Consider the following 22217-nt stretch of genomic DNA (forward strand, 5'->3'; position numbering starts at 1 on the left):
AGTTCCCGCGGCCTAGCTGCCGCCCCTGCGGGCGCAGCCAATCGCCTCCGTTAGGACCTTGCGGTCGCCGATGTGATTGGCGAGCAGCAGGATCAGCCGTGCGTTCATCCGCAGCGCCTGCTCCTCGTCGAGGTCGCGCTGACTGTTGATCAGTTCGGCGTAGAAGTCGTCGGGATCGGCGATGTTGGGTGACAAATTGAGCGTCATGCTGCCAGCTCCTTCCGTCCGGTGGTGTCGTGCCCGGAGGCCCGCAACATCGCATCCGCGATGCTTGCCTCGTCGAATCCGGTCCAGCGTGCGGCGACGTATTGATCGGGGCGGAACAGGTAGGTGGTTCCGGGCGAAGCGCCGTAGCGCGCGGCAAGCAGGCCGGAGGGATCGGCGATGTCGCGGCCGACGACAATGAGCTTCGCTTTGAGCGGCCCCACCGCGATCTCGGTCTTGTCGGTCTCCTTGCCAAAGGCCACGACCGTGAAGCCATCGCCGAGACAATGGAGGAACCAGGCGGGCTTGCCATCCACCGTGATCGGCGCATCGGCCGCATTGGTGCCGGGCCGCACGCCGCCCATCATCGCATTGCCGTCAGGCGTATTGAGCGCCGACGTCGCATAGGGCGTCGGCGTCGAGAGCCGGCCGCTGTTGACCAGCGGGCGCGCAAAGCCGTGATGGCGGGCGAGCTCCAGCACCGCGTCACGGAAATAGCGGCTCACTCTCGTCTTCGGCGTGATGAAGTCGGTGGCCCGCGTCGAGTTCAGGATGTTGTCGTCCGCGGCATAGGCGCGCTCCTCGTGATAGCTGTCGAGCAGTGCTTCCGACGCTTCGCCGCGCAGCACCATCGCGAGCTTCCAGGCGAGATTGTCGATGTCCTGGACGCCGGTGTTGGCGCCGCGCGCGCCGAACGGCGAGACCTGATGCGCGGCGTCGCCGGCGAACAGCACCCGGCCCTGGCGGAAATTGTCGATGCGCCGGCAGGCGAACTGATAGATCGAGACCCATTCGAGCGCGAACTCGGTCTCCTCGCCAAGCATGGCGCGGATGCGCGGGATCACCCGCTCCGGCCTCTTTTCCTCATCGGGATCGGCGTCCCAGCCGAGCTGGAAGTCGATGCGCCAGATCTTGTCCGCCTGCCGGTGCAGCAGCACGGACTGGCCGCGGTGGAACGGCGGATCGAACCAGAACCAGCGCTCGGTCGGGAAATCCGCCTTCATGGCGACGTCGGCGATCAGGAAGCGGTCCTGGAAGAACTGTCCCGTGAACTCGGCGCCGACCATCTTGCGCACGTCGGAATTGGCCCCGTCGCAGGCGATGACCCATTGCGCCTCCATGGTGAAGATGCCGTCGGGCGTTTCCACCGCCAGCGTCGCATGGTCGGCGGCCTGCTTCAGGCTGATCAGCCGGTGCTTCCAGCGCAGCTCGATCAGCGGATTGGCCCTGCATTTGGCGACGAGGATCTCCTCCAGATGATATTGCTGCAGATTGATCATGGCCGGCCATTGGTGGTCCGCCTCGGGCAACAGATCGAACTCGTAGGACAGCTGGTCCTGGAAGAAGACCCTCCCGACATTCCAGCTCACCCCGCGGTCGACCATGGGCGCCGCGCAGTCGAGGCGGTCCCAGATCTCGAGCGGACGCTTGGCGTAGCAGACCGCGCGCGAGCCGATCGAGACGGTGTCGTTGTCGTCGAGCAACACGACCGGCTGGCCGCGCGCGGCGCAGTCGAGCGCCGCGGTCAGGCCGATGGGACCCGCGCCGATCACCACGATCGGATGCCGCTTCACGATCCCCTCGGCCTGCTCCAGAGAGCGCCGGTAACCGAACTTCGGATAGATGTAGCTCGCCATGTTCGCTTCCTGATGCGCGTGCCTGGGATCAATGCGCGTCCGCGAATTCCTTCTCGTGCATCCAGGCGGTGTGGCGCGGCGGGCGCTTGGTGCGCGACCATTCCTCGACCATCTCGTGCGCGACCGACTTCATGCGGTCGATCTGCTCGGGCGTCGCGGTCCAGGCCGCGATTTCCAGGCGATGGCCGCTCGGGTCACGGAAATAGATCGACTTGAAGATGGTGTGGTCGGTGACGCCGACGACGTCGAGGCCGGCGGCCTCCGCGCGCGCCTTGGCCTCTTCCAGCTCGGCGAGGTCCTTGACCTGGAAGGCGATGTGCTGGGTCCACTCCGGCGTGTTGGGATCGCGGCCCATCGGCGGCGAATTCGGCAGCTCGAAGAAAGCGAGGATGTTGCCGTTCCCGGCATCGAGAAAGATGTGCATGTAGGGATCGGGCGCCTTGGTCGAAGGCACCCGATCCTCGGCAATGGCGCCGAGAAGATCCATGTTCATGACGGTCTTGTAGAACTCGACAGTGGCCTTGGCGTCGACGCAGCGATAGGCGACGTGATGGATCTTCTCGATTTTCATGGCGTTTCGCTCCCTGGACTTGCGGTTGCGAAATTAGTATCAGATGTTACTATTTCCTGAATTTGATCTGGATCAATCCACTTCGAGGAATTTTTCGGGTGGATCGGCGGACGGGAATCGCGTGATGGGACGTTCGAGCGTGGCACGCGGGGAAGCGGCCAAAGTCGCAGCGGCGCAGGATGGCGTCGAGCTGGACCTGCAGCGATATTTTCCGTACCGGCTGGCACGCCTCGCCGAGCAGGTGTCTCTGGCGGTTGCCGAGGTCTATTCCGAGCGCTTTGCGTTGACACGGCAGGAATGGCGCGTGCTCGCCATCCTCGGCATGCGCCCGGAGATTGCGACCAAGGAGATCGGCCCGCTGACGACGCTCGACAAGATGCAGGTCAGCCGCGCCGTGCAGGGCCTGGAGGCGCGCGGCATCGCCGGCCGCAAGCACCATCCCGACGATCGGCGCGAGCTGATAGTCTCGCTGACCCCAGCCGGTCGCGAGCTTTATCGCAAGATCGTGCCTTACGCGCTGGCGCGGGAGACGAAGCTGCTTGGGGAGCTGACCGCCGAAGAAGTGGCGGTGCTCGACCGGGTGATGCGCAAATTGTCGGCCGCGCTGGCGTAGCTTCTCCCGCTCAGCCCCACTTCATCTCGCCCTTGGCAACCTTGGAGCCGATATCGAGCGCGACGCCCATGCCGAGATTCGGGAAGCGGGCTTCCATGGCAGCCTTCAGCGCAGCGCTGTCAGCCGCCTTCGCCAACTCTTCGTCGAACGCGAGCAGATACGTCCTGGTGTGCTCGACAGCGGAAAGATCGACGGCGACGCCCGCCGCCATGTGACCCGGCACGACCAGGGACGGCTTGCGGGCCGCGATCTTGTCGAGGTTGGCGACCCAGGCTGCGCGCTGCTCCTTGGTCGGCGTATCGGCGGTCCAGACATGCACGCCGGAGAAGAGCATCACGCCGCCGAACACGGCATTCAAGGACGGAACGAAGAGATAGCGGCGGTTGGCGAGACCTTCGGCGTTGACGATTTCGATCGCCTCGCCGTCAATCGCAAGAGAAGCCCCATCGGACGCTTCCGGCAGAACGACATCGGCGAGCGTCTGCGGACCGTTCTCCTTGAGCTGCGGTCCCCAGACGGCGAGTTTCTTCTCCACATTCGCCTTGATGGCCGCGAGCGTCGCGGACGCCGCCAGCACCTTGGCATTCGGGAAAGCCTCGCGCACCGGCTTCAGGCTGAAATAATAGTCGGGATCGGATTGGCTGATATAGATGGTGGTGAGCTTCTTGCCACTCGCCTTGATCGCCTCGACGAGCGCGCGTCCGTCCGGATAGGAGAAGCCGCCGTCGATCAGCACCGCCTCGGTCGGACCGGAAAGCAGGACGGGCGCACGAAAAAATCCATTGGGGCCTGCGGGAAAATGTTTCCAGCTCAGCTTGGCCTCCGCGGCACGGCCGACGTCGGCGGCCGCGAACAATGCGGCGGCACCCGCGGCAAGGCTGGTCCTCATGATCTGTCTCCTCGACAACATGGCTCTCTCCATTGAACTCTGCAGGGAAAATCGGTTTGGGTGATCAGGCGGCACGAAGTTGTGCGGCCAGCAGATCGAACCGCCCGAACAGCATGCTGCCGTCGAGCAGCCTCCGCCCGGCGCCCTCGCCGACCACCAGAGCCGGCACGCCACCGGCCCCAAATCGCGTCATGTCGGCGCGCGCGGCCGCGATCCGCGCCTGGTAAGCCGCGATCAATGCATCGTCAGGCGCCCGCACGCGGCGTGCCGCATCGGCCAGTTGCGCGCCCTCGAGCACGTCGGCGACGACTTGAAGGCTGGAATTGTCGCGGCCATCGACGTAGCGGGCGCGCTGCAAGAGCTTGAGCGCCTCGAGCTCACGGGCCGGACCACCCAGGCCCACGGCGACGACGCCAAGGGTCGCTGCCGCCGAGTCGAACAGGCTGCCGGTATTGCCGAGAATGCCGGTGCGATAGGCCTCACTGAACGGCTGGCCGGTCAAGCGTGCGATGCGCTGGTCGTTCTGCCAGGCATAGGCGGCAAAATGCTGGTCCATGGTCCGCGCCGCAGGGCCCGCAAACAGGCCGGTCGGTGCCAGCACCAGGGTGGCATCGCCGTGCGCGGCAAGCTGCTCCAGCACCGGCGAGGCGCCGTAGCACCAGCCGCAGAGAGGGTCGAAGAGATAGGTGATTTGCATGATTTCGGGCCGCCAATGTTCGATGCAGAGAAACCTAGCGGCCGATCATTATTTGATAAATATCAGATAATGGTACATATTGTTTGTTATTAGCTAACAATGGCGACGACCGCATGGAAGCGATCAACCTCAACCGCCTCGCTTATTTCGCAGCCGTGGTCGATGCCGGCTCGTTCACACGCGCTGCCGAGCGCCTCGGCATCACCAAGACCGTCGTCAGCCAGCAGGTGGCACGGCTCGAAGCAGAATTGAAAACGGCTTTGCTGCTGCGGACCACCAGGAGGGTCGAGCCGACCGAAGCCGGCCGGTTGCTGCATGCCCGTTGCGTCATGATCCTGCGCACGGCGGAAGATGCCGTCGACGAGCTCGCGCAGACCAATGCCGAGCCGATGGGCATGCTGCGGGTCGCCGCGCCGAACGACTATGGCGCAACGATGATCGCGCCGCTGGCGGCGAAGTTTGCGCGAAAATATCCCGCTTGCAGTGTCGAGCTGATCCTGTCGGACACGCGAACGGACCTCCTCGCCAACCAGATCGACCTGTCGATCCGGGTCGGCTGGCTGAACGATTCAAGTCAGCAGGCCAGGCGGATCGGATCGTTTCGGCAATTGCTGGTGGCCGCACCGGACGTGGCAGCGGCGTTCCGGAGCAAGACGCCCGACGAGCTTGCGGCTCTGCCGTTCATTGCCAACGGCGCGCTCGACGAGCCGCTGGTCTGGCGCTTCACCAGACGCGATATCGACAGCCGCACGATCCGCATGCGGCAGTCGATCTCGATCAACACGACGCCTGCGGTGCTGGGCGCAGCCCTCGCCGGCGGCGGACTCTGCGTGCTGCCCGACTACCTGGTCGCGGAGCATTTCAAGTCCCGCCGGCTGGTCCATGTCCTGCCATCCTGGAGCTTGCCGGCCGGCGGGATCCATGCCGTGTATCCCGCGGCCCGGTTCCGGCCGCCGAAGATCACGGCGTTCGTGGCCATGCTGGTGCAGGAAGGCCGCGTGCTCGCCAGCAAATTTCCGGAATGAAAAAATTTCCGGAATGACACATGCGCGCCTGTTCACGCCGCCGATCGATCCGGCAGGCCGCCCCGCAGAGCGTCAAGCAGGCGCTGCTCGCGCTCGATCCGGGCGCGATAGAGCTCGCGTTCGCTCTCGCTTCTGGCACCGGCCAGCAACACGCGATAGTGCCCGATCACCTTCTCACTGCCGCTGATGAGGAGGTTGCGGACGTCACTCATCGTTCCACTCCGGTCGTGCCAATCGCCGATGGCGCGTTTGGAACGGTGAATGCGGCCGGGAAGGCATCGGCGGCGAGAGCCTCGAGCGCGGTCTGCTCCTCGGCGAGGCGTCGTTCGATAAACTGGCGCTCAATGTCCGACAGCTCAGTCTTGAGCAAATGTCGATAACGAGAGAGGTTGTTGCGGTGCGCGCGGATGCGGGCGAAATCCTGATCGAGCATCGTCGTCACTCCTGACGGTCTTTCACGGTCCTTTTCGAATTAGCGGTGTCGGAAGAAGCATCTTCCGGCGCAAAAAATATTCAGGCTTGTTTTGCTGTCAAGATCCTCTTTCGCCGCTTCCTTGACGCCGCCGGGGTCCCCGAAAAAAATTTTGCGCGTCCCTCTTGCAAGGGACTTGTGGCACTCTAAGTCGTTTTTCGCCGCGAGAGCGGTGTGCCGGATGCCCGATGGGTCCGGCGCGGGCGCCGGGTCGGGGCCTTCGGATCCGTTTCCGATTCCCTAACGGCGCTCCTTCGTATCCATCTTGCTCTTTGGAGGACTTGGTATGAGGACCACCTTTGACTTCGCGCCGCTGTGGCGCTCCACCATCGGCTTCGATCATCTGGCCGACCTCGTCGACAGCACGCTGCGCCAGGCGGGCGAGGACAATTATCCCCCCTACAACATCGAGCGCTCCGGCGAAGACCAATACCGGATCACGCTGGCCGTGGCGGGCTTTGGCGTCAACGACATCAGCGTGACCGCCGAACAGAACGCGCTCACCATCGAGGGCCGGAAGCCGGACAGCGCCACGCGCGAATATCTCTATCAGGGTATCGCCGCGCGTCCGTTCCGCCGCGTGTTCAATCTCGCCGACTACGTCCAGGTCAAGCAGGCCGTTTTCCAGGACGGTCTCCTGGTCATCGATCTCCTGCGCGAGATTCCGGAGGCCATGAAGCCGCGCCGGATCCAGATCGCGGGTGCTGCGTCACCGCAGATCGAGCAGAAGAAAGCGGCTTAGGCCGGTCGAACGCGTTCGACAGCGACCACCATGGCGGATGGCGACCGGATCGCCATCCGCCGATCGGACCATCCCTTCGAAAGGAGTGTAGAGGGAGACAAGTGATGACCAATGCCAATGCGACCACCGGCGGTGTCGGCGCGCTGTTCCATCCCGCTGCGCATTATGCTTCGCCGAGCGCCGTCCTCGACGATGGCAAGCTCTCGACAGCGGAGAAGCGGATCATATTGTCATCGTGGGCTTCGGACATGTACGCCGTCGAATCCCATCCCGCGCTGCGCGAGATTCCCGGCATGGATCGGCCGATCCGGCTTGCGGACATCCTCACCGCGCTGCGCAAGCTCGATGACGACGACGACCCGCCGCCCGGCGGCGGCGTCCCGATGCGGCTGCGGCGGCCCTGGGCCGCCGCAACGCCGTAATCGAGACCAGCCAAAGGATCTGTACAAGGCCGGCTTCGCCAATTTCAGGGAAGCGGAGCTTCTGGCTGGGGCGGGAGGGATCGAACCTCCGAATGGCGGAATCAAACTCAGTTTGATTATCTAACGGTTTCAAGGCGCGTTTGGAAAAAATGGCCAAAACGCCTCTAGCAATTCCAATAACTTGGCGGACGTTTCCAAATAAGGAAGCAACCTTCACAGGGAGGATCAGTCCCGAAAAACCTGAGGCAGCAGATTCTCCCTTTGTCGGGACGACGGCGAGCAGGAGAGCAGTGGCTGCAGATGCTACAATTACCGACATCCCAAACAGACGGAGTGGGCAAACCGGCGGCTAGCTCTTTGATTCGCGGACTCGTCGACCTTGTCGGGCAGGCCGCACGTTGATCTTTGCAAGTTCGCGACGCTCGGCGTCCGACAACTGCCAATCCTCGCACTGACCGCAGAGCTGCCAGAAGACGTCATATAACTTGCTTCGAGCGACCTTGACGATTTCGGTGTCGTCGAAGTCGCGAGAGTTCAGGAAGATTGGCAAGGCAAAACTGGTCTGATCGCTTTCGAATTGAAACGTCAAACGGATGTCCTCGGCTCGTTCGTTCGGCGAAATCATCTCGATGCGTGCGACGCTTATCTTGAATTTGCCCATTGCCTCACCGGGTCGACTTTGATCGATCCTTCCATATGAAATATCACTTGCCACGGGCCAGTTCTTCCTGCCGCCATGGTCGCCGCCTCGGCTTGATCTCGATCGAGATCAGCACCAATGCAGCCGCGACAATCACCAGAATGCCAGCGAGGCTGAGCGCGATCTGCATCGCTAGCTCATCGGAGATGCTGGACAGGGCGATGTGGCTGGCAGGCGCCAGCAGAACGCCGCGCTTTCGATCTCCACCGTCATCCGCCGCGTGTAGGCGCTCGGCGCGGCCACATCCCCCTCAAGGTCGACACGTGCATCATTCTCTGGACGCCATCGCGTCGCTTCCTGAGCATCAGATGGATCGATCGAACTGATTGTTACCATCTCGAAGAGCCGCAGAGCGGCGGCGCGCAGGTGCCGGTCAGCGCTGCGGACGACACTGCTTCGATCGCCGCCCGCGTACCGCCGACGTCAATCAAGCTTGCATGAACGGTGCGCCTCTTTTACTCGAATTGCTATCCCATTCTCGGGCTTGTCGAATCATTGACGAGATGCCTGCTCGAGTTCGATCGGGCAGGCGAGCACCGTCCCATCGTCTCCTGCTCTCTCGCTCAACGCGCGGAAGAGCGGCAGCCTCCTCGGCGACAGGATCTCAGACGGACAGCCTGTCTTACCATCCCGCAGCGAATCCCATGGATCGACAGAACGGAACCAGCGCCGAGCCGCGATTGCCGTGGTTCTGTCTGTCAGCACCCAGGCGGGTCGGTTGGACGCAGGGCAAAGCCTGTCCGCGCACTGCTTTGGCAATCTTATTTATGCCTGAGGCTCGTTGTTCGGCCCTTCGATCCCCATATATCCAAGTCTACCCTGGTCAGCCGTCGAGATTGGCCGGAGCGCGCGGAGACTTCCAACGAAAGGGCTCTGCATATGTTCAAATCTCAGCAGCATCGCGCAAGAACAACCGCGTCCGGCGAACTCGTCAAGGGTTCGACCAGCGCTGAGGAAAGCCACAAATTCAAGAGCTGGCGTGCCGGCTTCGTCTTGTTGACGGCGCACGGGCACAAGAATGAAGTCGGTCGCAACGAGCTGCCTTCAGCAAAGGATACGCCTAGCAATGCGAGATCGGGCGCCGCCGCTCTGTCGCGGTGGGAGAACGAGGGAGGCTCAGTTCGCGACGAACTGCCGACGTGACTAAACGCGGAAAAGTTGGAGGACTCGGCGCGTTCAACCGGCAACATCCTTTTATCGAGGTTCTGTTCTCGGACATTGCGGAAAGTGGCGAGGCCTTAGATCTAAGTGAGTTCGTGCGAGAGGTTTTGCCGGCATTTCACAGGCTGACTTGAGATCTGCACCGCGAGCTTGCCGCGAAAAAAAAGCACCGCCGAACAGGACTCGGTCGTGATATCAAGTGGGCTGATGTCACGCGTTTGGCCCCGGCGCTTGGTTTGGCCGCGCGGGATCAGTCCTTCCGGTCTATCTCGGATTTGTCGCGCAGAACCGCGTTCAGAAGCGCGCTATGAACCTCGATCTTTCCATTGTAGCTGATGAAGCCGAGCTTGCGGAACGTGTTCATGAAGAAGCTAACCCGTGATCGGGTCGCACCGATCATCTCGGCCAGCGTTTCCTGGCTGATGTTGACGCCAATGGGCTGAGAGCTGGCTTCCTTGCCGAAATTGGCCAGCAGAAGCAACAGGCGCGCCAAGCGTTTCTCGCTCGAATTGAAGAGTTGGTCGATCAGGTCTTCTTCAATCCGGCTATTGCGCGCGAGCAAATAAGCCATGAACAATTGAGAGAACTTCGGCTTGCCTTCGAGCGCTGCAATCATCGCCGTCTTCGATATTCTCGTGATGACACAGGCCTCCGTTGCCGTGGTAGTGGCAATACGCAATGGATGACCATTGAGGCAGCCCTCGCCAAAGAATTGTCCCGGCTCCAGAATCCCGACGACGCTTCCTTACCTTGGTCCGAAACGACCGTTAGCTTGATCTTTCCCTCTTGAATATAGAATACCGCGTCCGCGACATCTCCCTGCGCGAACACGTTCTGACCTTTGCCAAATTTCGAAATCGATTTTGCTAGAGGCGGGCGCGTCACTGCGCAGATTTCCGCCGCGCGACTTGCCTGACTATCCACGCAGCTCCACAGCTTTGTTGCTACCAAGCGATTCGGCACAAGCCTTTGCAACCGCCGAGTTTGGCTCAGTGCTTCCCGGCATCGTGGCCCAACCGCCTTTTTCGACGAACTTGCTCTGATCCCATGCATAGGTCGCCTTCTTCATTTCGACCAGGTTCGCCGACGCATCAGCGGCTTGTCGAAACTTCTCAACGCAGATGGGTGTGAGAGCTGCGACGACAGCCGTAGCAGCACTATTCTTCGCGATGGTCTCGGCGGACCCACCCGTCACCCAGCCGCCCCAGCCGAACCCCACGATTGCCAGAGCAATCGCTCCGGTCACAGTTCCCCACAGTGCCGGCCGCACGGCAGCTTTTGTCTCCCTGGAGATTTCCATGATTTTCACCTTGAGTCAGAGGTATGTTGAGCTTCACCCGTTAAGGAGGCTAGACACGTCGAGCGATCGGCGTCTGTACCAAATTGCTCACACAGCGCGTGCGGACACTCGTTGGATGGCCTGGATGCATCTAATCCGGTCGGTTCGCTGCAGTCAGCGCCTGCGGCTGGCGCCCTATGTGGCGAGTATCTGTCACGCGATGCGCCGGAGCTACACGGCCTTTGTGAGATTCCCGGCTCTTTGCAGTTGAGCGCGGCGGTGCCCAACATTTTCGCCCGCTTTGTTCAAGGGGGCGCCCTAATTTCCGGTTCCGCGGGTCCTAGGAAACGGCCTCAGTGCGGGTGGCATCTGAGGCCGCTTGAAACCTTCCGCCGGGCATTGGGCAAAATGTCGACCGGTCGGCCGGCTTTGCTTTCGGAGATAAGTCACCGATTGCTGAGGACCAAGAACTCCCAAGGTCAATCGTTCCGTCCATTTGAAATATTGAGTGTCCTGACCAGGACTGGACTGAATATTCGAAAGGCTCGGGGTTGCCGCCTCCGCCAGACGTTATGAAATGAAAGAGGCCGCCAACTGGGGCGGCCTAGTACTCGTCCTTGTCGCTGTGATGAAGGTTGAAAGCTCGATCGTACCTGTCGCGGGCTTCGGTACCAATGCTGTATCGGCCGGGCCACCATGAATGTGGTGGACTGTAGTTGTCCTTCTCAGCGTCTTCTTTAGCTTTTTCGTCCAGTTTTTGAGGCGTCCAAAACGACATTGATTGATCTTTACCCACACCTTGGTCCTCCAAGTGGGACGACAATCCTCGTCCAGAGCTAATTTGACTCCTGGCCAATTCAAGTTAGGAGACTTGACCTTGAGATTGGCAATTCAACTCGGTGCCGGACGCAGAGCTAAAGGCGTTTGGCCACGACGATCACCCGAACGTGGGCAATCTGATCGGCTATTCCCATCGCAAGCTCGGCAATTCCAAGTTCTCGGAGGGCTGGTACGAGCTCAGGCTGAAAGCCGTACTGACGTGTCAGTATTGCGGCCTCTGGCAAATTGAGCAGGGCAACCGCGACCAGGCGCAAGAAAATGCAGAAAGGCCGGCATCGCTGCCGGACCTTTCTTTTTCTTTGAACGCTGCACTTAGAAATCCATACCGCCCATGCCTCCCATGCCGCCGCCACCCGCGGGCACGCCGCCGCCGGCGTTCCTCTTCGGTACCTCGGCCACCATGGCTTCAGTGGTGATCAACAGAGCCGCGACCGAGGCCGCGTTCTGGATCGCCACGCGAACCACCTTGGTCGGGTCGATGATGCCCTTGGCGACCAGGTTGCCGTACTCACCAGTCTGCGAGTCGAAGCCGTAGGAGTACTGCTCCTTTTCCAGGATCTTGCCGACGATGACCGAGCCGTCTTCACCGGCGTTGATCGCGATCTGGCGGGCCGGCGCGGACAGCGCCTTGCGCACGATCTCGACGCCGGTCTTCTGGTCATCGTTCTTTGTGCGCAGCCCCTTGAGATGCTCGGAGGCACGCAGCAAGGCGACGCCGCCGCCCGGCACGATGCCTTCCTCGACCGCAGCCCGGGTCGCATGCATCGCGTCATCAACGCGATCCTTGCGCTCCTTCACCTCGACCTCGGTCGCGCCGCCGACGCGGATCACCGCGCCGCCGCCAGCGAGCTTGGCAAGACGCTCCTGGAGCTTCTCACGGTCGTAATCCGAGGTGGTCTCCTCGATCTGCGCCTTGATCTGGGCCACGCGCGCCTCGATGTCGGCCTTCTTGACGGCGCCGTTGACGATCGTGGTGTTCTCCTTGTCGATCATCACCTTCTTGGCGCGACCGAGCATGTTGAGCGTGACGTTCTGGAGCTTGATGCCGAGATCTTCCGAGATCGCCTGGCCGCCGGTCAGGATCGCGATGTCCTGCAGCATGGCCTTGCGGCGATCGCCGAAGCCCGGAGCCTTGACGGCCGCGACCTTCAGGCCGCCACGGAGGCGGTTCACGACGAGGGTGGCAAGCGCCTCGCCTTCGACGTCTTCTGCGATGATAATAAGCGGCTTGCCGCTCTGTACGATTGCTTCCAGGAGCGGAAGCAGTTCGTTCAGGCTGGAGAGCTTTTTCTCGTAGATCAGGATATAGGCGTCGTCCATTTCAACGCGCATCTTGTCGGCGTTGGTGACGAAGTAGGGCGAGATGTAGCCGCGGTCGAACTGCATGCCCTCGACGACCTCGAGTTCGGTCTCGAGCGATTTGGCTTCCTCGACGGTGATGACACCCTCGTTGCCGACCTTCTTCATGGCGTCGGAGAGGAACTTGCCGATCTCCGCATCGCCGTTGGCCGAGATGGTGCCGACCTGGGCGATCTCCTCGTTCGAGGTGACCTTCTTGGAGTTCTTGACGAGGTCGGCGACCACGGCGTCGACTGCCAAGTCGATACCGCGCTTGAGATCCATCGGATTCATGCCCGCGGCAACCGCCTTGGCGCCCTCGCGCACGATGGCTGCGGCCAACACGGTCGCGGTGGTGGTACCGTCGCCTGCGGCGTCGGCCGCCTTCGAGGCCACTTCACGCACCATCTGTGCGCCCATGTTCTCGAACTTCTCTTCGAGCTCGATTTCCTTGGCGACGGTGACGCCGTCCTTGGTGATCCGGGGAGCACCGAACGACTTGTCGAGGACCACGTTGCGGCCCTTCGGACCGAGCGTTACCTTTACCGCGTTGTTGAGAATTTCGACGCCGCGCAACATGCGGTCACGGGCATCGACGCCGAATTTGACTTCTTTGGCTGACATAGTGGTCTCCGTTTTTAACCGGTCAGATCCCAAAGACCCGCGCAACTGGCGAGCTCTCGAGGGATGAGATTTGAATTGCGGGCCTCATCCTTCGAGAACCCGGCTACGCCGAATCCCAGGGTAAGGAAAACTGACTGGCGCTTACGCGGCCTTCTTCTTGGCAGCGGGCAGATCAGTGAGAACGCCCATGATGTCGCTCTCCTTCATGATCAACAGCTCCTGGCCGTCGATCGTGACCTCGGTGCCCGACCACTTGCCGAACAGCACGCGGTCGCCGACCTGCACGTCGATCGGGATCAGCTTGCCGGCTTCGTCGCGGCCGCCGCGGCCGACGGCGGTGACTTCGCCCTGGGAGGGCTTCTCCTTGGCGGTGTCCGGAATGATGACGCCACCAGCGGTCTTGTCTTCGGCCTCAATGCGCTTGACCACGACACGGTCATGGAGCGGACGGAATTTCATGCGATTCTCCCTGGCTTTTTTGATTGTTTCTGGATTGGCAGTCGTAACGAGCTACGTGCTCGTAACCGGAGTCTTCCGCGTCCATCAAGACGTCAGTCTTCATTTCAAAAATTAGCGGCGATCAGATCGTAAGAACCCCTGCTGCCGCGGACGTACACCCTGGCAGCGGCGGCACAGATCACATCACGGTTGGAATCGAATGCGTTCAGGAAACCCGTTTCATTGGGGTGAGCGTCCGGTTGAAGTCGCCTCAGCGCGTCTTCCTCTATGAAAAACGATGCCTCTAGCGCGCTATCGTATCCCCAAAAACGCACGGCATGCCGCGTTCGGTCATATGAACGACTATAATTTGGAAACTCGATCATGGTGGGTCCGATCAAGTCCGCGCAAGGGCAAAAGATGTCGAAAGCGATCAGGCTGCGCTAAGCTGTAAATGGCTACTCTGGAATCGGACTACAACCTGCCCACGACATTAAGTTACGACCGGCCTCGCTATTCGGCGGAGCGTCACCATATCCCTCATATCACAGAGCGTCCCTGGCTATTATCGGTGACTGAGAGTGTTGCGCTCCCGCCGTTTTGAAAAGGCGGTTCCAAATGTCGAATATCGATAGATTCAGTGTTAGTGGGTGGCTCGTACCTCCGGTATTGCTGCCGATCTTTTTCGGCCTGTTGATCGTCGCTGAATAGTTATTCAATGGTAGTCCCCCTCGGCGGACCCGCGCCATCGACTCAAGCCAACAGCGAGTTGGCTCCGATGAAATGACTAACGAGCTGAATGTCAGGGCGGCGGCCCTTGGTGCGATCCTTTCACAAGCTACGACCGTCACGCGTACTGCGCTCAATCCAACAGGTGATCAGCTCGTCCTCAGGGACCGAGCGATCGTTGTGCGAAAATCGCGGACACCGTCCGGTGACCGATTTCGAGTTTCTGGAAGATGTTGTGAGTGAATCGTGGCGAACAAAGATAGCGAGGTCTCCAACGGACGGCGGAATCCACCCTTTCCAAATGGAGCAACGGCGACGGCAATTAATCGAGCAACATCAACTGGCTGGGGCGGGAGGGATCGAACCTCCGAATGGCGGAATCAAAATCCGCTGCCTTACCGCTTGGCTACGCCCCAACAGGCGACCTGGGGCCGGCGGAAGAACTGGCTACCGCAGATTCCCTTGGTCGCAGCCGGTCTATAGGGAGCGGCGCAGCATTTCAACCGCCTGGAGGGGCAAAATACCACAGCCCCGGGATCGGCCGCGCTACACTCTCTTTATGGGCCCGCGACGGCCCCGTTCTGACCGCCACCGTCCGGCCCCTCCCGCCCCATTGAGACCTCCCCCATTTCATGGGAATAGGGCGCCAAGACCTGTCCACGGGAGTGAGCCATGACCTACCGCGCGCCGATTTCTGACATGCTGCTGTCGCTCAATCACGGCGCCGGCCTCAAGGCTGCGGTGGAGGCCGGTCATTACGGCGATTTCGACGCCGACATCGCCGCGGCCGTGCTGGAGGAAGCCGGCAAGTTCGCAGCCGACGTCCTGGCCCCGCTCAACAAGGTCGGCGACGAGCACGGCATCAAGCTCAGCGACGGCAAGGTGACGACCGCGCCGGGCTGGCCGGACGCCTACAAGCGCTGGACCGAGGGCGGCTGGAACGCGGTGTCCGGCCCGGAGGATTTCGGCGGCCAGGGCCTGCCGATCGCGATCAATGCTGCGTGTACCGAGATCTGGAGCGCCTCGAACCTCGCCTTCGGCCTCTGCCCGCTGCTGACGGCGTCGGCGATGGAGGCGCTGGACGCGCATGGCAGCAGTGAGCTGAAGAAGATCTATCTCGAAAAGCTCGTCTCCGGCGAATGGACCGGCACGATGCAGCTCACCGAGCCGCAGGCCGGCTCCGACGTCGGCGCGCTGCGCACCCGCGCCGAAAAGCAAGCCGACGGCACCTATCGCATCAAGGGGACGAAGATCTTCATCACCTATGGCGAGCACGACATGACCGACAACATCGTGCATTTCGTGCTGGCGCGTCTGCCCGATGCGCCCGCCGGCACCAAAGGCATCTCGCTGTTCCTCGTGCCCAAGTTCATGGTCAATGCAGACGGCTCGCTGGGGCAGCGCAACGACATCTATGCGAGCGGCGTCGAGCACAAGCTCGGCATGCATGCCTCCCCCACCTGCACCATGACCATGGGCGATCATGGCGGCGCCATCGGCTTCCTCATCGGCGAAGAGAACCAGGGCATGCGCTGCATGTTCACGATGATGAATCAGGCGCGGCTCGGCGTCGGCCTGGAGGGCGTCGGCGTCGCCGATCGCGCCTATCAGCAGGCTTTGTCGTATGCGCAGGAGCGCAAGCAGGGCCGCGCCGTCGGCAGCAAGAGCGACGGCTCGGACGCGATCTTCGTGCATCCCGACGTCAAGCGCATGCTGATGCGGATGCGGGCGCAGACCGCCGCCGCGCGCACCATCTGCTACGCGACCGCGGTCGCGATCGACGTCTCGACGCGCGCCAGGGACCCCAAGGTGCGTGCAGATGCCGCCGCGCGCGCGGCGCTGCTGACGCCGATGGCCAAGGGCTATTCCACCGACATCGGCAACGAGGTCGCCTATCTCGGCGTGCAGGTGCATGGCGGCATGGGCTTCATCGAGGAGACCGGTGCGGCCCAGCATTATCGCGATGCCCGCATCACCGCGATCTACGAAGGCACCAACGGCATTCAGGCGATCGACCTCGTCACGCGCAAGCTCGCGGCCAATGGCGGCGCTGCCGTCTGGGCGCTGCTCGACGAGCTCGCAGCGACGGTGAAGAAAGTCGAAGCGTCGAACGATCCGGCTTTTGGCACCACGGGCGTCAAGCTGCGCGAAGCGCTGGAGGCCTTGACGCGCACCAGCAAATGGCTGCTGGAGCGCGTGACGTCCGCGCCGAACGAGGCGCTTGCCGGCGCGACACCCTATCTGCAGCAGTTCGGCTCAACGCTCGGCGGCTGCCTGCTCGCCTCCGAGGCGCTCGCCGCCAAGGCCGACGGCAACACGGACGCCGCGCGCTACGTCTCGCTGGCACGCTTCTTCGCCGAGAACATCAGTGTGCAGGCCGGCGCGCTCGAGCGCACCGTGACCGAGAGCGCGGAATCGGTCGCGGCGGCGGATGCGGTGCTGCTGGGGTAAGTTGGCCGCTCGTGTCCCGGACGCGCTGCAACGCGTAGCGTTGCTGCGCAGAGCTGGGACCCAACCCAAGGAAGCGATCGCGGTGACATGGGCCCCGGCTCTGCAGCGCACCGCTGAAGGAGCGTTGCGCTGCGTCCGGGGCACGAGAGTGCAAACCTGCGCTGCCTACGAAGCTGCGAGCTTTGCCGTTCTCCCCGGCCGCCACAACACGATGCCCGCCGCCACGAGATCAAGCACGACGCACATCGCAAACGCCATCGTGTAGTTGCCGGTGAAGCTGCGCACGAGGCCGACGATGCCCGGACCGAAGGCGCTGACGACGCCGCTGATCGAGGTGCCCAGTCCCATTGCGGCAGCGAAGGCGGCGGCGCCGATCTCGCGCTGGATGATCAAGGGCGGAAACGTGATCATGTTGCCGATCGAGAAGCCGTAGACGGCGCAGCACACCAGCAGCACGGTGGGGCTCGTGCTCTGCACGAGAACGAACAACGCCGCCGCCTGGCTCGTCATCGACGCCGCGCAGGCGAGCCTGGGATCGAGCCGGTCGACGAACAGGCCGAGCGACAGGCGGCCGACCACCGCCATCGCCGCCATGATGGTGACCGCGCCGCCTGCGGCCGGGCGGCCGATCAGCGGCTCGAGAAAACTCACCTGGTGGATGATGAATCCCATCTGCGCCAGCAGTGCGATCGCGATCGGCAGCACCATGGTCCAGAACGCCGCGTTGGCGAGCAGCGCTTTGCGGGAATGGCTTGGCGCGGCCGCGCTCTCGCCGGAAGGGCGTCCGCCCGAAGCCGGCGACCTCCCGGCAGGCCAGCCGATGAAGGTCACGACCACCGGCAGCACCAGCACCATCATCGCGAGCGTGGCCGCCAGCATGGCGGAGCGAAATCCGATGCTGCCGGTCAACGACAGCAGCAGCGGAACGAGGATGATGCCGCCGCAGGTCGCGCCGTTGAACGCGAGGCTGAGCGCGAGCCCGCGCCGGCGTTCGAACCAGGAATTCAACACGGTCGCGATCACCACGGTGCCCATGCCGGTCCAGCCGACCGACATCAGCGCATAGGCGAGATACAGCTGCCAGGGCGTCTGCATCAGCGCCAGCAGCACCGTCGAGGCGCCGAGCGCCGCCAGGCCGCACAGGATCAGCGACCGCAAGCCGATGCGGGCGAGCAGATCGTCGGTGAAGATGACGAGGACGGAGGTCAGGAGAAACGAGAAGGTGCTGGCCGCGGAGACCAGCGTGCCCGGCCAGCCATGGGCGCGCTGCAGCTCGGCGAGATAGACGCCCTGGCCATACAGGCCGAAGCCGAACATGAAGAAGGCCATCAGGAAGCAGGCCAGCACGACGCGCCAGCCGCGGTAGTGCAGCGAGGATTCGTCGACGCGGGTTGTGGCAATCATCAATCGGGCAATCGGTCACATGGAACCGCGCGGGATCGTGCACCACAACCACCGGTTTTTCAAATGAAACATTGTAGCCAATTGTTGCGGCGCGTTGGCGCCGAAAAGGTTGACTCAGCGCATTGGCACGCCTGCGGGATCATGTAGGCTGATGCTCGGCGAGACTCGCGAAGCGGCGAGCATCGCGGCGAGCGCAGGGGGCTCTCATGCCGAATGGCAATATCGTCGTCACCGAAGAGCGCGGAACGCGTGTCATCACCCTGCGCCGCCCGGGCAAGAAGAACGCGATCACCCAGGACATGTACCGGGAGATGAGCCACGCGATCGACACCGCGCAGAACAACCCCGACATCCGCTGCATGATCATCACCGGCGGCTCAGGCGTGTTCACCGCAGGCGATGATATCGACGATTTCATGCGCGCCGACACCGCGCGCCCCGAGACGTTGTCGGAAGGCGCCAAGTTTCTCTATTCGCTCGCCCTCAACGTCAAGCCGATCATCGCCGCCGTCGACGGCGCCTCGATCGGCATGGGCACCGTGATGCTGTTTCACTGCGACTACGTGCTGGCCTCGAACGCTGCGACCTTCTCCGCGCCCTACATCCATCTCGGCCTGGTGCCGGTCGGTGCCGCCAGCCTCTTGATGCCGAACACGATGGGATATCAGCGCGCCTTCGCGATGCTGGTGATGGGGCGAACTTTTTCCGCCGCGGAGGCTCACGCGGCAGGCTTCGTCAACGCCGTGGTGTCGCCCGGACATACCGAGGTCGAGGCGCGCAAGGTGGCGCGCGAAATCTGCCGGCTGCCGGCCGAGGCGGTCGCAACCTCCCGCAAATTGCTGCGCGCGCCCGCCGAAGAGCTCACCCGCCGCATCGACCAGGAAGGCCATCTGTTCGGCGAGCGGCTCAAGTCGGAGGAAGCGGTGGCGGCGTTCAATGCGTTTGCGAACCGGAAGAAGAAGTAGCGGCGCTCTTCCCCTTGTGCGAGACGGGCGATGGTCTGTCTCCGCGAGTTCGGCACCGTAGGGTGGGCAAAGGCGCACTTGCGCCGTGCCCACCATCAATCCCGAAGTCACGAGAGGCCGTGGGCACGCTTCGCTTTGCCCACCCTACGATACTGAGGTCGGAAGAAGGCCTGCACGTTCACGACAATCCTTCGTGAAATCTTCGCGCGGACCGACTAATCTTGTTCCATGCGATACCGATCCATCCTCGCCGCCCTCACTCTCGCCTTCGCCCTCCCCGCCTCGGCCCAGACCGCCGCGCCGGTCGAGCTGCGCGTGCTCGCGATCAACGATTTTCACGGCAATCTGCGGCCGCCGCCGGGCGGCATCCGCATCGCCGATCCCGAGGACGGAGCCAGGAAGGTGATGGTGGCGGCCGGCGGCGCCGAATACATGGCGACGCTGGTGAAGCAGCTGCGCGAGGGGCACAAGAACACGATCTTCGTCGCCGCCGGCGACCTGATCGGTGCGAGCCCGTTCCTGTCGGCGATGTTTCACGACGAGCCTTCGGTCGAGGCGCTTTCGCTGATGGGTCTAGCGATCAGCTCGGTCGGCAATCACGAGTTCGACGAGGGCAAGACCGAGCTGCTCAGGATGCAGAACGGCGGCTGCCATCCGGTCGACGGCTGCCAGGGGCCGCATCCGTTCACGGGCGCCAAATTCCGCTATCTCGCCGCGTCCACCATCGAGACCGCGACGGGCAACAGCGTGCTGCCGCCCTACGATATCCGGGAATTCGACGGCATCCCGATCGCCTTCATCGGGCTGACCTTGAAGGAGACCGCGGGCATCGTCTCGCCATCCGGCATCGCCGGGCTCGAATTCCGCGACGAAGCCGCGACGGTGAATGCGCTGGTGCCGCAGCTGAGGGCGCGCGGCGTCGAGGCGATCGTGGTGCTGATCCACCAGGGCGGCGAGCCCGCCGGCGACTACAATGAATGCCCTGCCATTACCGGGCCGATCGTCGACATCGTCAAAAAATTCGACCGCGCCGTCGACGTCGTCGTCAGCGGCCACACCCACCGCGCCTATGTCTGCGACATCGACGGGCGGCTCGTCACCAGCGGCGACAAATACGGCACGCTGGTCACCGCGATCGATCTCAAGCTCGATCCCGTAACCCGCGACATCGTCAATGCCAAAGCCGAGAACGTCATCGTCGCCAATGCCTCGCTGGCGAAGGACACGGAGCAGACCGCGCTGATCGAGGCCTATGACCGGCTCTCGGCGCCGATCGCCAACCGGCCGGCCGGATCGGTGACGCAGACGTTGTCACGCGTGCCGAACGAGGCCGGTGAAAGCGCGCTCGGCAACGTCATCGCGGACGCGCAGCTTGCTGCGACCAGGGACGCCAAGGATGGCAGCGCTGTCATCGCACTCACCAATCCGGGCGGCATCCGCACCGACATCGTCCCGAAGGAGAACGGCGCGATCTCCTTCGGCGATGTTTTCGCCAGCCAGCCGTTCCGCAACCGCCTCGTCACGATGACCCTGACCGGCAACCAGCTCAAGGACATGCTCGAGCAGCAATGGCTGGACCCGAAGCGGCCGCGAATTCTCCAGGTGTCGAACGGGTTCAGCTATTCCTGGGATGCGTCGAAGTCATTCGGCGAGCGCGTGATCGCCGACAAGATGATGCTCAACGGCAAGCCGATCGAGCAGGCCAGCGGCTACCGCGTCACCCTCAACGATTACCTCGCAGTCGGCGGCGATGGTTTTACCGTCGCCAAACAAGGCACGGCGCCGCAATATGGCGGCTACGACGCGGACGCGCTGTTCGCGTTCTTCCGGGCGCACGGACCGATCGGCCCGCTGCCGCTGAGCCGCATCCTGCGGGTGAATTGATCCGGATCAAACGGGCCAGAATGGGACGACCCTTTGCCATTCCCGTTCAAACGCATAGATTGGGATTTGCATTGCGTTTTGGCGCCGGATGCGCCAAGCGACGTCGAAAGCCCGCATCCATGAGGCCGACCTGATGAGCACGCTTCTCCTTTCCCACAAGGCCTGCCTCGACCATGTCACGCCGCCGGGACACCCTGAAAGGCCGGATCGCCTGCGTGCGGTGGAGGAAGCGCTGTCGCATGAGCGCTTCCAGTTCCTGGTACGCGACCAGGCGCCGGAGGGCGATCTCGATCTCGTCACGCTGTGCCACAACGAGCACTACGTCACCGAGCTGCGCCACATCGCACCGAGCAGCGGGCAGGTCTATATCGACGGCGACACCTCGATGTCCCCTGGCACGTGGGAAGCGGTGATGCGCGGCGTCGGCGGCGCGGTGGCGGCGACCGAAGCGGTGATGGCGGGCGAGCATCGCAACGCCTTCGTCGCGGTGCGCCCGCCCGGCCATCACGCCGAGATCGGCAAGCCGATGGGCTTCTGCTTCTTCGACAACGTCGCCATCGCCGCCCGCCACGCGCAGCGCAAATACGGCATCAAGCGCGCGGCCATCGTCGATTTCGACGTGCATCACGGCAACGGCACGCAGGACATCTTCTGGTCGGACCCGACCGTGATGTACTGCTCGACGCACCAGATGCCGCTGTTTCCGGGCACCGGCGCCACGGGCGAGCGCGGCGACCACGACACCATCGTCAACGCACCGCTCGCCTCCGAGGACGGCGGGCCGGAATTCCGCTCCGCGTTCGAGAATTTGATTCTGCCGCAGCTCGAAAAATTCAGCCCCGAGCTTGTCGTCATCTCCGCCGGCTTCGACGCGCATTATCGCGATCCGCTGGCTTCGCTGAATTTGCGCGCGGAGGATTATGCCTGGGTGACGCGCAAGCTGATGGATCTCGCCGACAAGTCCGCGGGGGGGCGCGTTGTTTCGGTGCTCGAGGGCGGCTATGACCTGCAAGGACTGAAAGAATCTGTTACGGCGCATGTCGGCGCCCTGATGGGCGCCTGACGACGCCCGCCACATTAAGCCCGCAAAACCCGCCTTCACTGCAAGGAAAGCGAATCGGGCAATCGGAAA

General features: G+C 62.8%; 23 protein-coding genes, 1 tRNA gene and 2 pseudogenes. 10 read left to right on the forward strand and 16 right to left on the reverse strand.

Annotation, left to right across the window (positions count from 1 at the left end):
- Positions 1-12: 12 nt before the first annotated feature.
- The 3 genes from XH81_RS27645 to XH81_RS27655 are packed head-to-tail and all read right to left on the reverse strand — an operon-like array spanning position 13 to position 2412.
- Positions 13-207 carry a DUF2783 domain-containing protein gene (locus XH81_RS27645; protein WP_028143156.1) on the reverse strand — a complete coding sequence of 65 codons (195 nt, stop codon included), beginning with the start codon at positions 205-207 and terminating at the stop codon, positions 13-15.
- Positions 204-1841, reverse strand: coding sequence for an FAD-dependent oxidoreductase (locus XH81_RS27650; RefSeq protein WP_271596435.1), 1638 nt, complete (start codon positions 1839-1841; stop codon positions 204-206). Before XH81_RS27650 ends, XH81_RS27645 begins: the two co-directional genes overlap by 4 nt.
- 28 nt (positions 1842-1869) lie before the next feature.
- Positions 1870-2412: a VOC family protein gene (locus XH81_RS27655; RefSeq protein WP_028143158.1), complete on the reverse strand. Its 543-nt coding sequence runs from the start codon at positions 2410-2412 to the stop codon at positions 1870-1872.
- Between the two features lie 124 nt (positions 2413-2536).
- On the opposite strand from XH81_RS27655, the gene XH81_RS27660 reads away from it, so the two are divergent.
- Positions 2537-3025, forward strand: coding sequence for a MarR family winged helix-turn-helix transcriptional regulator (locus XH81_RS27660; RefSeq protein ID WP_212476187.1), 489 nt, complete (start codon positions 2537-2539; stop codon positions 3023-3025).
- Positions 3026-3035: 10 nt separating this feature from the next.
- On the opposite strand, the gene XH81_RS27665 is transcribed toward XH81_RS27660, so the two are convergent.
- Complete coding sequence (locus XH81_RS27665; protein WP_038946917.1) at positions 3036-3935, reverse strand: MBL fold metallo-hydrolase; 900 nt, start codon at positions 3933-3935, stop codon at positions 3036-3038.
- 43 nt (positions 3936-3978) lie between these two features.
- Positions 3979-4611, reverse strand: coding sequence for a DsbA family protein (locus XH81_RS27670; protein ID WP_038971792.1), 633 nt, complete (start codon positions 4609-4611; stop codon positions 3979-3981).
- 113 nt (positions 4612-4724) lie between these two features.
- On the opposite strand from XH81_RS27670, the gene XH81_RS27675 reads away from it, so the two are divergent.
- Positions 4725-5636 (forward strand): LysR family transcriptional regulator, encoded by a 912-nt coding sequence (locus tag XH81_RS27675; protein WP_038946915.1) that lies wholly within the window; start codon positions 4725-4727, stop codon positions 5634-5636.
- Positions 5637-5668: 32 nt separating this feature from the next.
- Here XH81_RS27675 and XH81_RS27680 read toward each other — a convergent pair whose 3' ends face one another.
- Both XH81_RS27680 and XH81_RS27685 read right to left on the reverse strand, forming a co-directional pair.
- A complete protein-coding gene (locus tag XH81_RS27680) occupies positions 5669-5848 on the reverse strand; it encodes a hypothetical protein (protein ID WP_028143162.1) in 180 nt (59 codons plus the stop codon).
- Positions 5845-6069 carry a hypothetical protein gene (locus tag XH81_RS27685; protein ID WP_271596436.1) on the reverse strand — a complete coding sequence of 75 codons (225 nt, stop codon included), beginning with the start codon at positions 6067-6069 and terminating at the stop codon, positions 5845-5847. Before XH81_RS27685 ends, XH81_RS27680 begins: the two co-directional genes overlap by 4 nt.
- A 325-nt stretch (positions 6070-6394) precedes the next feature.
- Here XH81_RS27685 and XH81_RS27690 point away from each other — a divergent pair, with 325 nt between their 5' ends.
- Together XH81_RS27690 and XH81_RS27695 are read left to right on the forward strand one after the other, a co-directional pair.
- Complete coding sequence (locus XH81_RS27690; protein WP_038971791.1) at positions 6395-6850, forward strand: Hsp20 family protein; 456 nt, start codon at positions 6395-6397, stop codon at positions 6848-6850.
- Positions 6851-6954: 104 nt separating this feature from the next.
- Positions 6955-7272: a hypothetical protein gene (locus XH81_RS27695; protein WP_038946913.1), complete on the forward strand. Its 318-nt coding sequence runs from the start codon at positions 6955-6957 to the stop codon at positions 7270-7272.
- A gap of 349 nt (positions 7273-7621) precedes the next feature.
- Here XH81_RS27695 and XH81_RS27700 read toward each other — a convergent pair whose 3' ends face one another.
- Positions 7622-7933: a hypothetical protein gene (locus tag XH81_RS27700; RefSeq protein WP_028143165.1), complete on the reverse strand. Its 312-nt coding sequence runs from the start codon at positions 7931-7933 to the stop codon at positions 7622-7624.
- 43 nt (positions 7934-7976) lie between these two features.
- Positions 7977-8102, reverse strand: coding sequence for a hypothetical protein (locus tag XH81_RS27705; RefSeq protein ID WP_256379438.1), 126 nt, complete (start codon positions 8100-8102; stop codon positions 7977-7979).
- Positions 8103-8851: 749 nt separating this feature from the next.
- On the opposite strand from XH81_RS27705, the gene XH81_RS27710 reads away from it, so the two are divergent.
- Both XH81_RS27710 and XH81_RS27715 read left to right on the forward strand, forming a co-directional pair.
- Positions 8852-9115 (forward strand): hypothetical protein, encoded by a 264-nt coding sequence (locus XH81_RS27710; protein WP_028143166.1) that lies wholly within the window; start codon positions 8852-8854, stop codon positions 9113-9115.
- Between the two features lie 29 nt (positions 9116-9144).
- Positions 9145-9267, forward strand: a pseudogene (locus tag XH81_RS27715) (signal transduction histidine kinase); the annotation flags it as partial.
- Between the two features lie 116 nt (positions 9268-9383).
- Here XH81_RS27715 and XH81_RS27720 read toward each other — a convergent pair.
- From XH81_RS27720 to XH81_RS27750, 6 genes and pseudogenes are all read right to left on the reverse strand, one after another.
- Positions 9384-10018, reverse strand: a pseudogene (locus tag XH81_RS27720) (Crp/Fnr family transcriptional regulator).
- Positions 10019-10049: 31 nt separating this feature from the next.
- Positions 10050-10433 carry a hypothetical protein gene (locus XH81_RS27725; protein WP_271596437.1) on the reverse strand — a complete coding sequence of 128 codons (384 nt, stop codon included), beginning with the start codon at positions 10431-10433 and terminating at the stop codon, positions 10050-10052.
- Positions 10434-11564: 1131 nt separating this feature from the next.
- Entirely contained in the window at positions 11565-13214 is a 1650-nt protein-coding gene (gene groL, locus XH81_RS27735; protein WP_271596438.1) for a chaperonin GroEL, read from the reverse strand.
- 141 nt (positions 13215-13355) lie between these two features.
- Entirely contained in the window at positions 13356-13673 is a 318-nt protein-coding gene (locus XH81_RS27740) for a co-chaperone GroES (RefSeq protein WP_028144218.1), read from the reverse strand.
- Between the two features lie 104 nt (positions 13674-13777).
- Positions 13778-14038 (reverse strand): DUF1488 domain-containing protein, encoded by a 261-nt coding sequence (locus tag XH81_RS27745; protein WP_080670259.1) that lies wholly within the window; start codon positions 14036-14038, stop codon positions 13778-13780.
- 684 nt (positions 14039-14722) lie between these two features.
- A tRNA-Gln gene (locus XH81_RS27750) sits at positions 14723-14797 on the reverse strand.
- A gap of 256 nt (positions 14798-15053) precedes the next feature.
- On the opposite strand from XH81_RS27750, the gene XH81_RS27755 reads away from it, so the two are divergent.
- On the forward strand, positions 15054-16832 hold the full coding sequence (locus tag XH81_RS27755) for an acyl-CoA dehydrogenase (RefSeq protein WP_038950534.1): 1779 nt from the start codon (positions 15054-15056) through the stop codon (positions 16830-16832).
- A gap of 165 nt (positions 16833-16997) precedes the next feature.
- Here the strand turns inward: XH81_RS27755 and XH81_RS27760 are convergent, their stop codons facing one another.
- Entirely contained in the window at positions 16998-18236 is a 1239-nt protein-coding gene (locus tag XH81_RS27760; protein WP_028144216.1) for an MFS transporter, read from the reverse strand.
- Positions 18237-18442: 206 nt separating this feature from the next.
- Between XH81_RS27760 and XH81_RS27765 the strand changes: the two genes are divergently transcribed.
- The 3 genes from XH81_RS27765 (at position 18443) to XH81_RS27775 (ending at position 22148) form a co-directional block, all read left to right on the forward strand.
- Complete coding sequence (locus XH81_RS27765) at positions 18443-19201, forward strand: enoyl-CoA hydratase-related protein (RefSeq protein ID WP_028144215.1); 759 nt, start codon at positions 18443-18445, stop codon at positions 19199-19201.
- A gap of 228 nt (positions 19202-19429) precedes the next feature.
- A complete protein-coding gene (locus XH81_RS27770) occupies positions 19430-21085 on the forward strand; it encodes a bifunctional metallophosphatase/5'-nucleotidase (RefSeq protein ID WP_028144214.1) in 1656 nt (551 codons plus the stop codon).
- A 133-nt stretch (positions 21086-21218) separates the two neighbouring features.
- Entirely contained in the window at positions 21219-22148 is a 930-nt protein-coding gene (locus tag XH81_RS27775) for a histone deacetylase family protein (RefSeq protein WP_028144213.1), read from the forward strand.
- Positions 22149-22217: the final 69 nt, after the last annotated feature.

Origin of the sequence: Bradyrhizobium sp. CCBAU 25360 (assembly GCF_028128695.1) — a bacterium.
Taxonomy (GTDB): domain Bacteria; phylum Pseudomonadota; class Alphaproteobacteria; order Rhizobiales; family Xanthobacteraceae; genus Bradyrhizobium; species Bradyrhizobium ottawaense.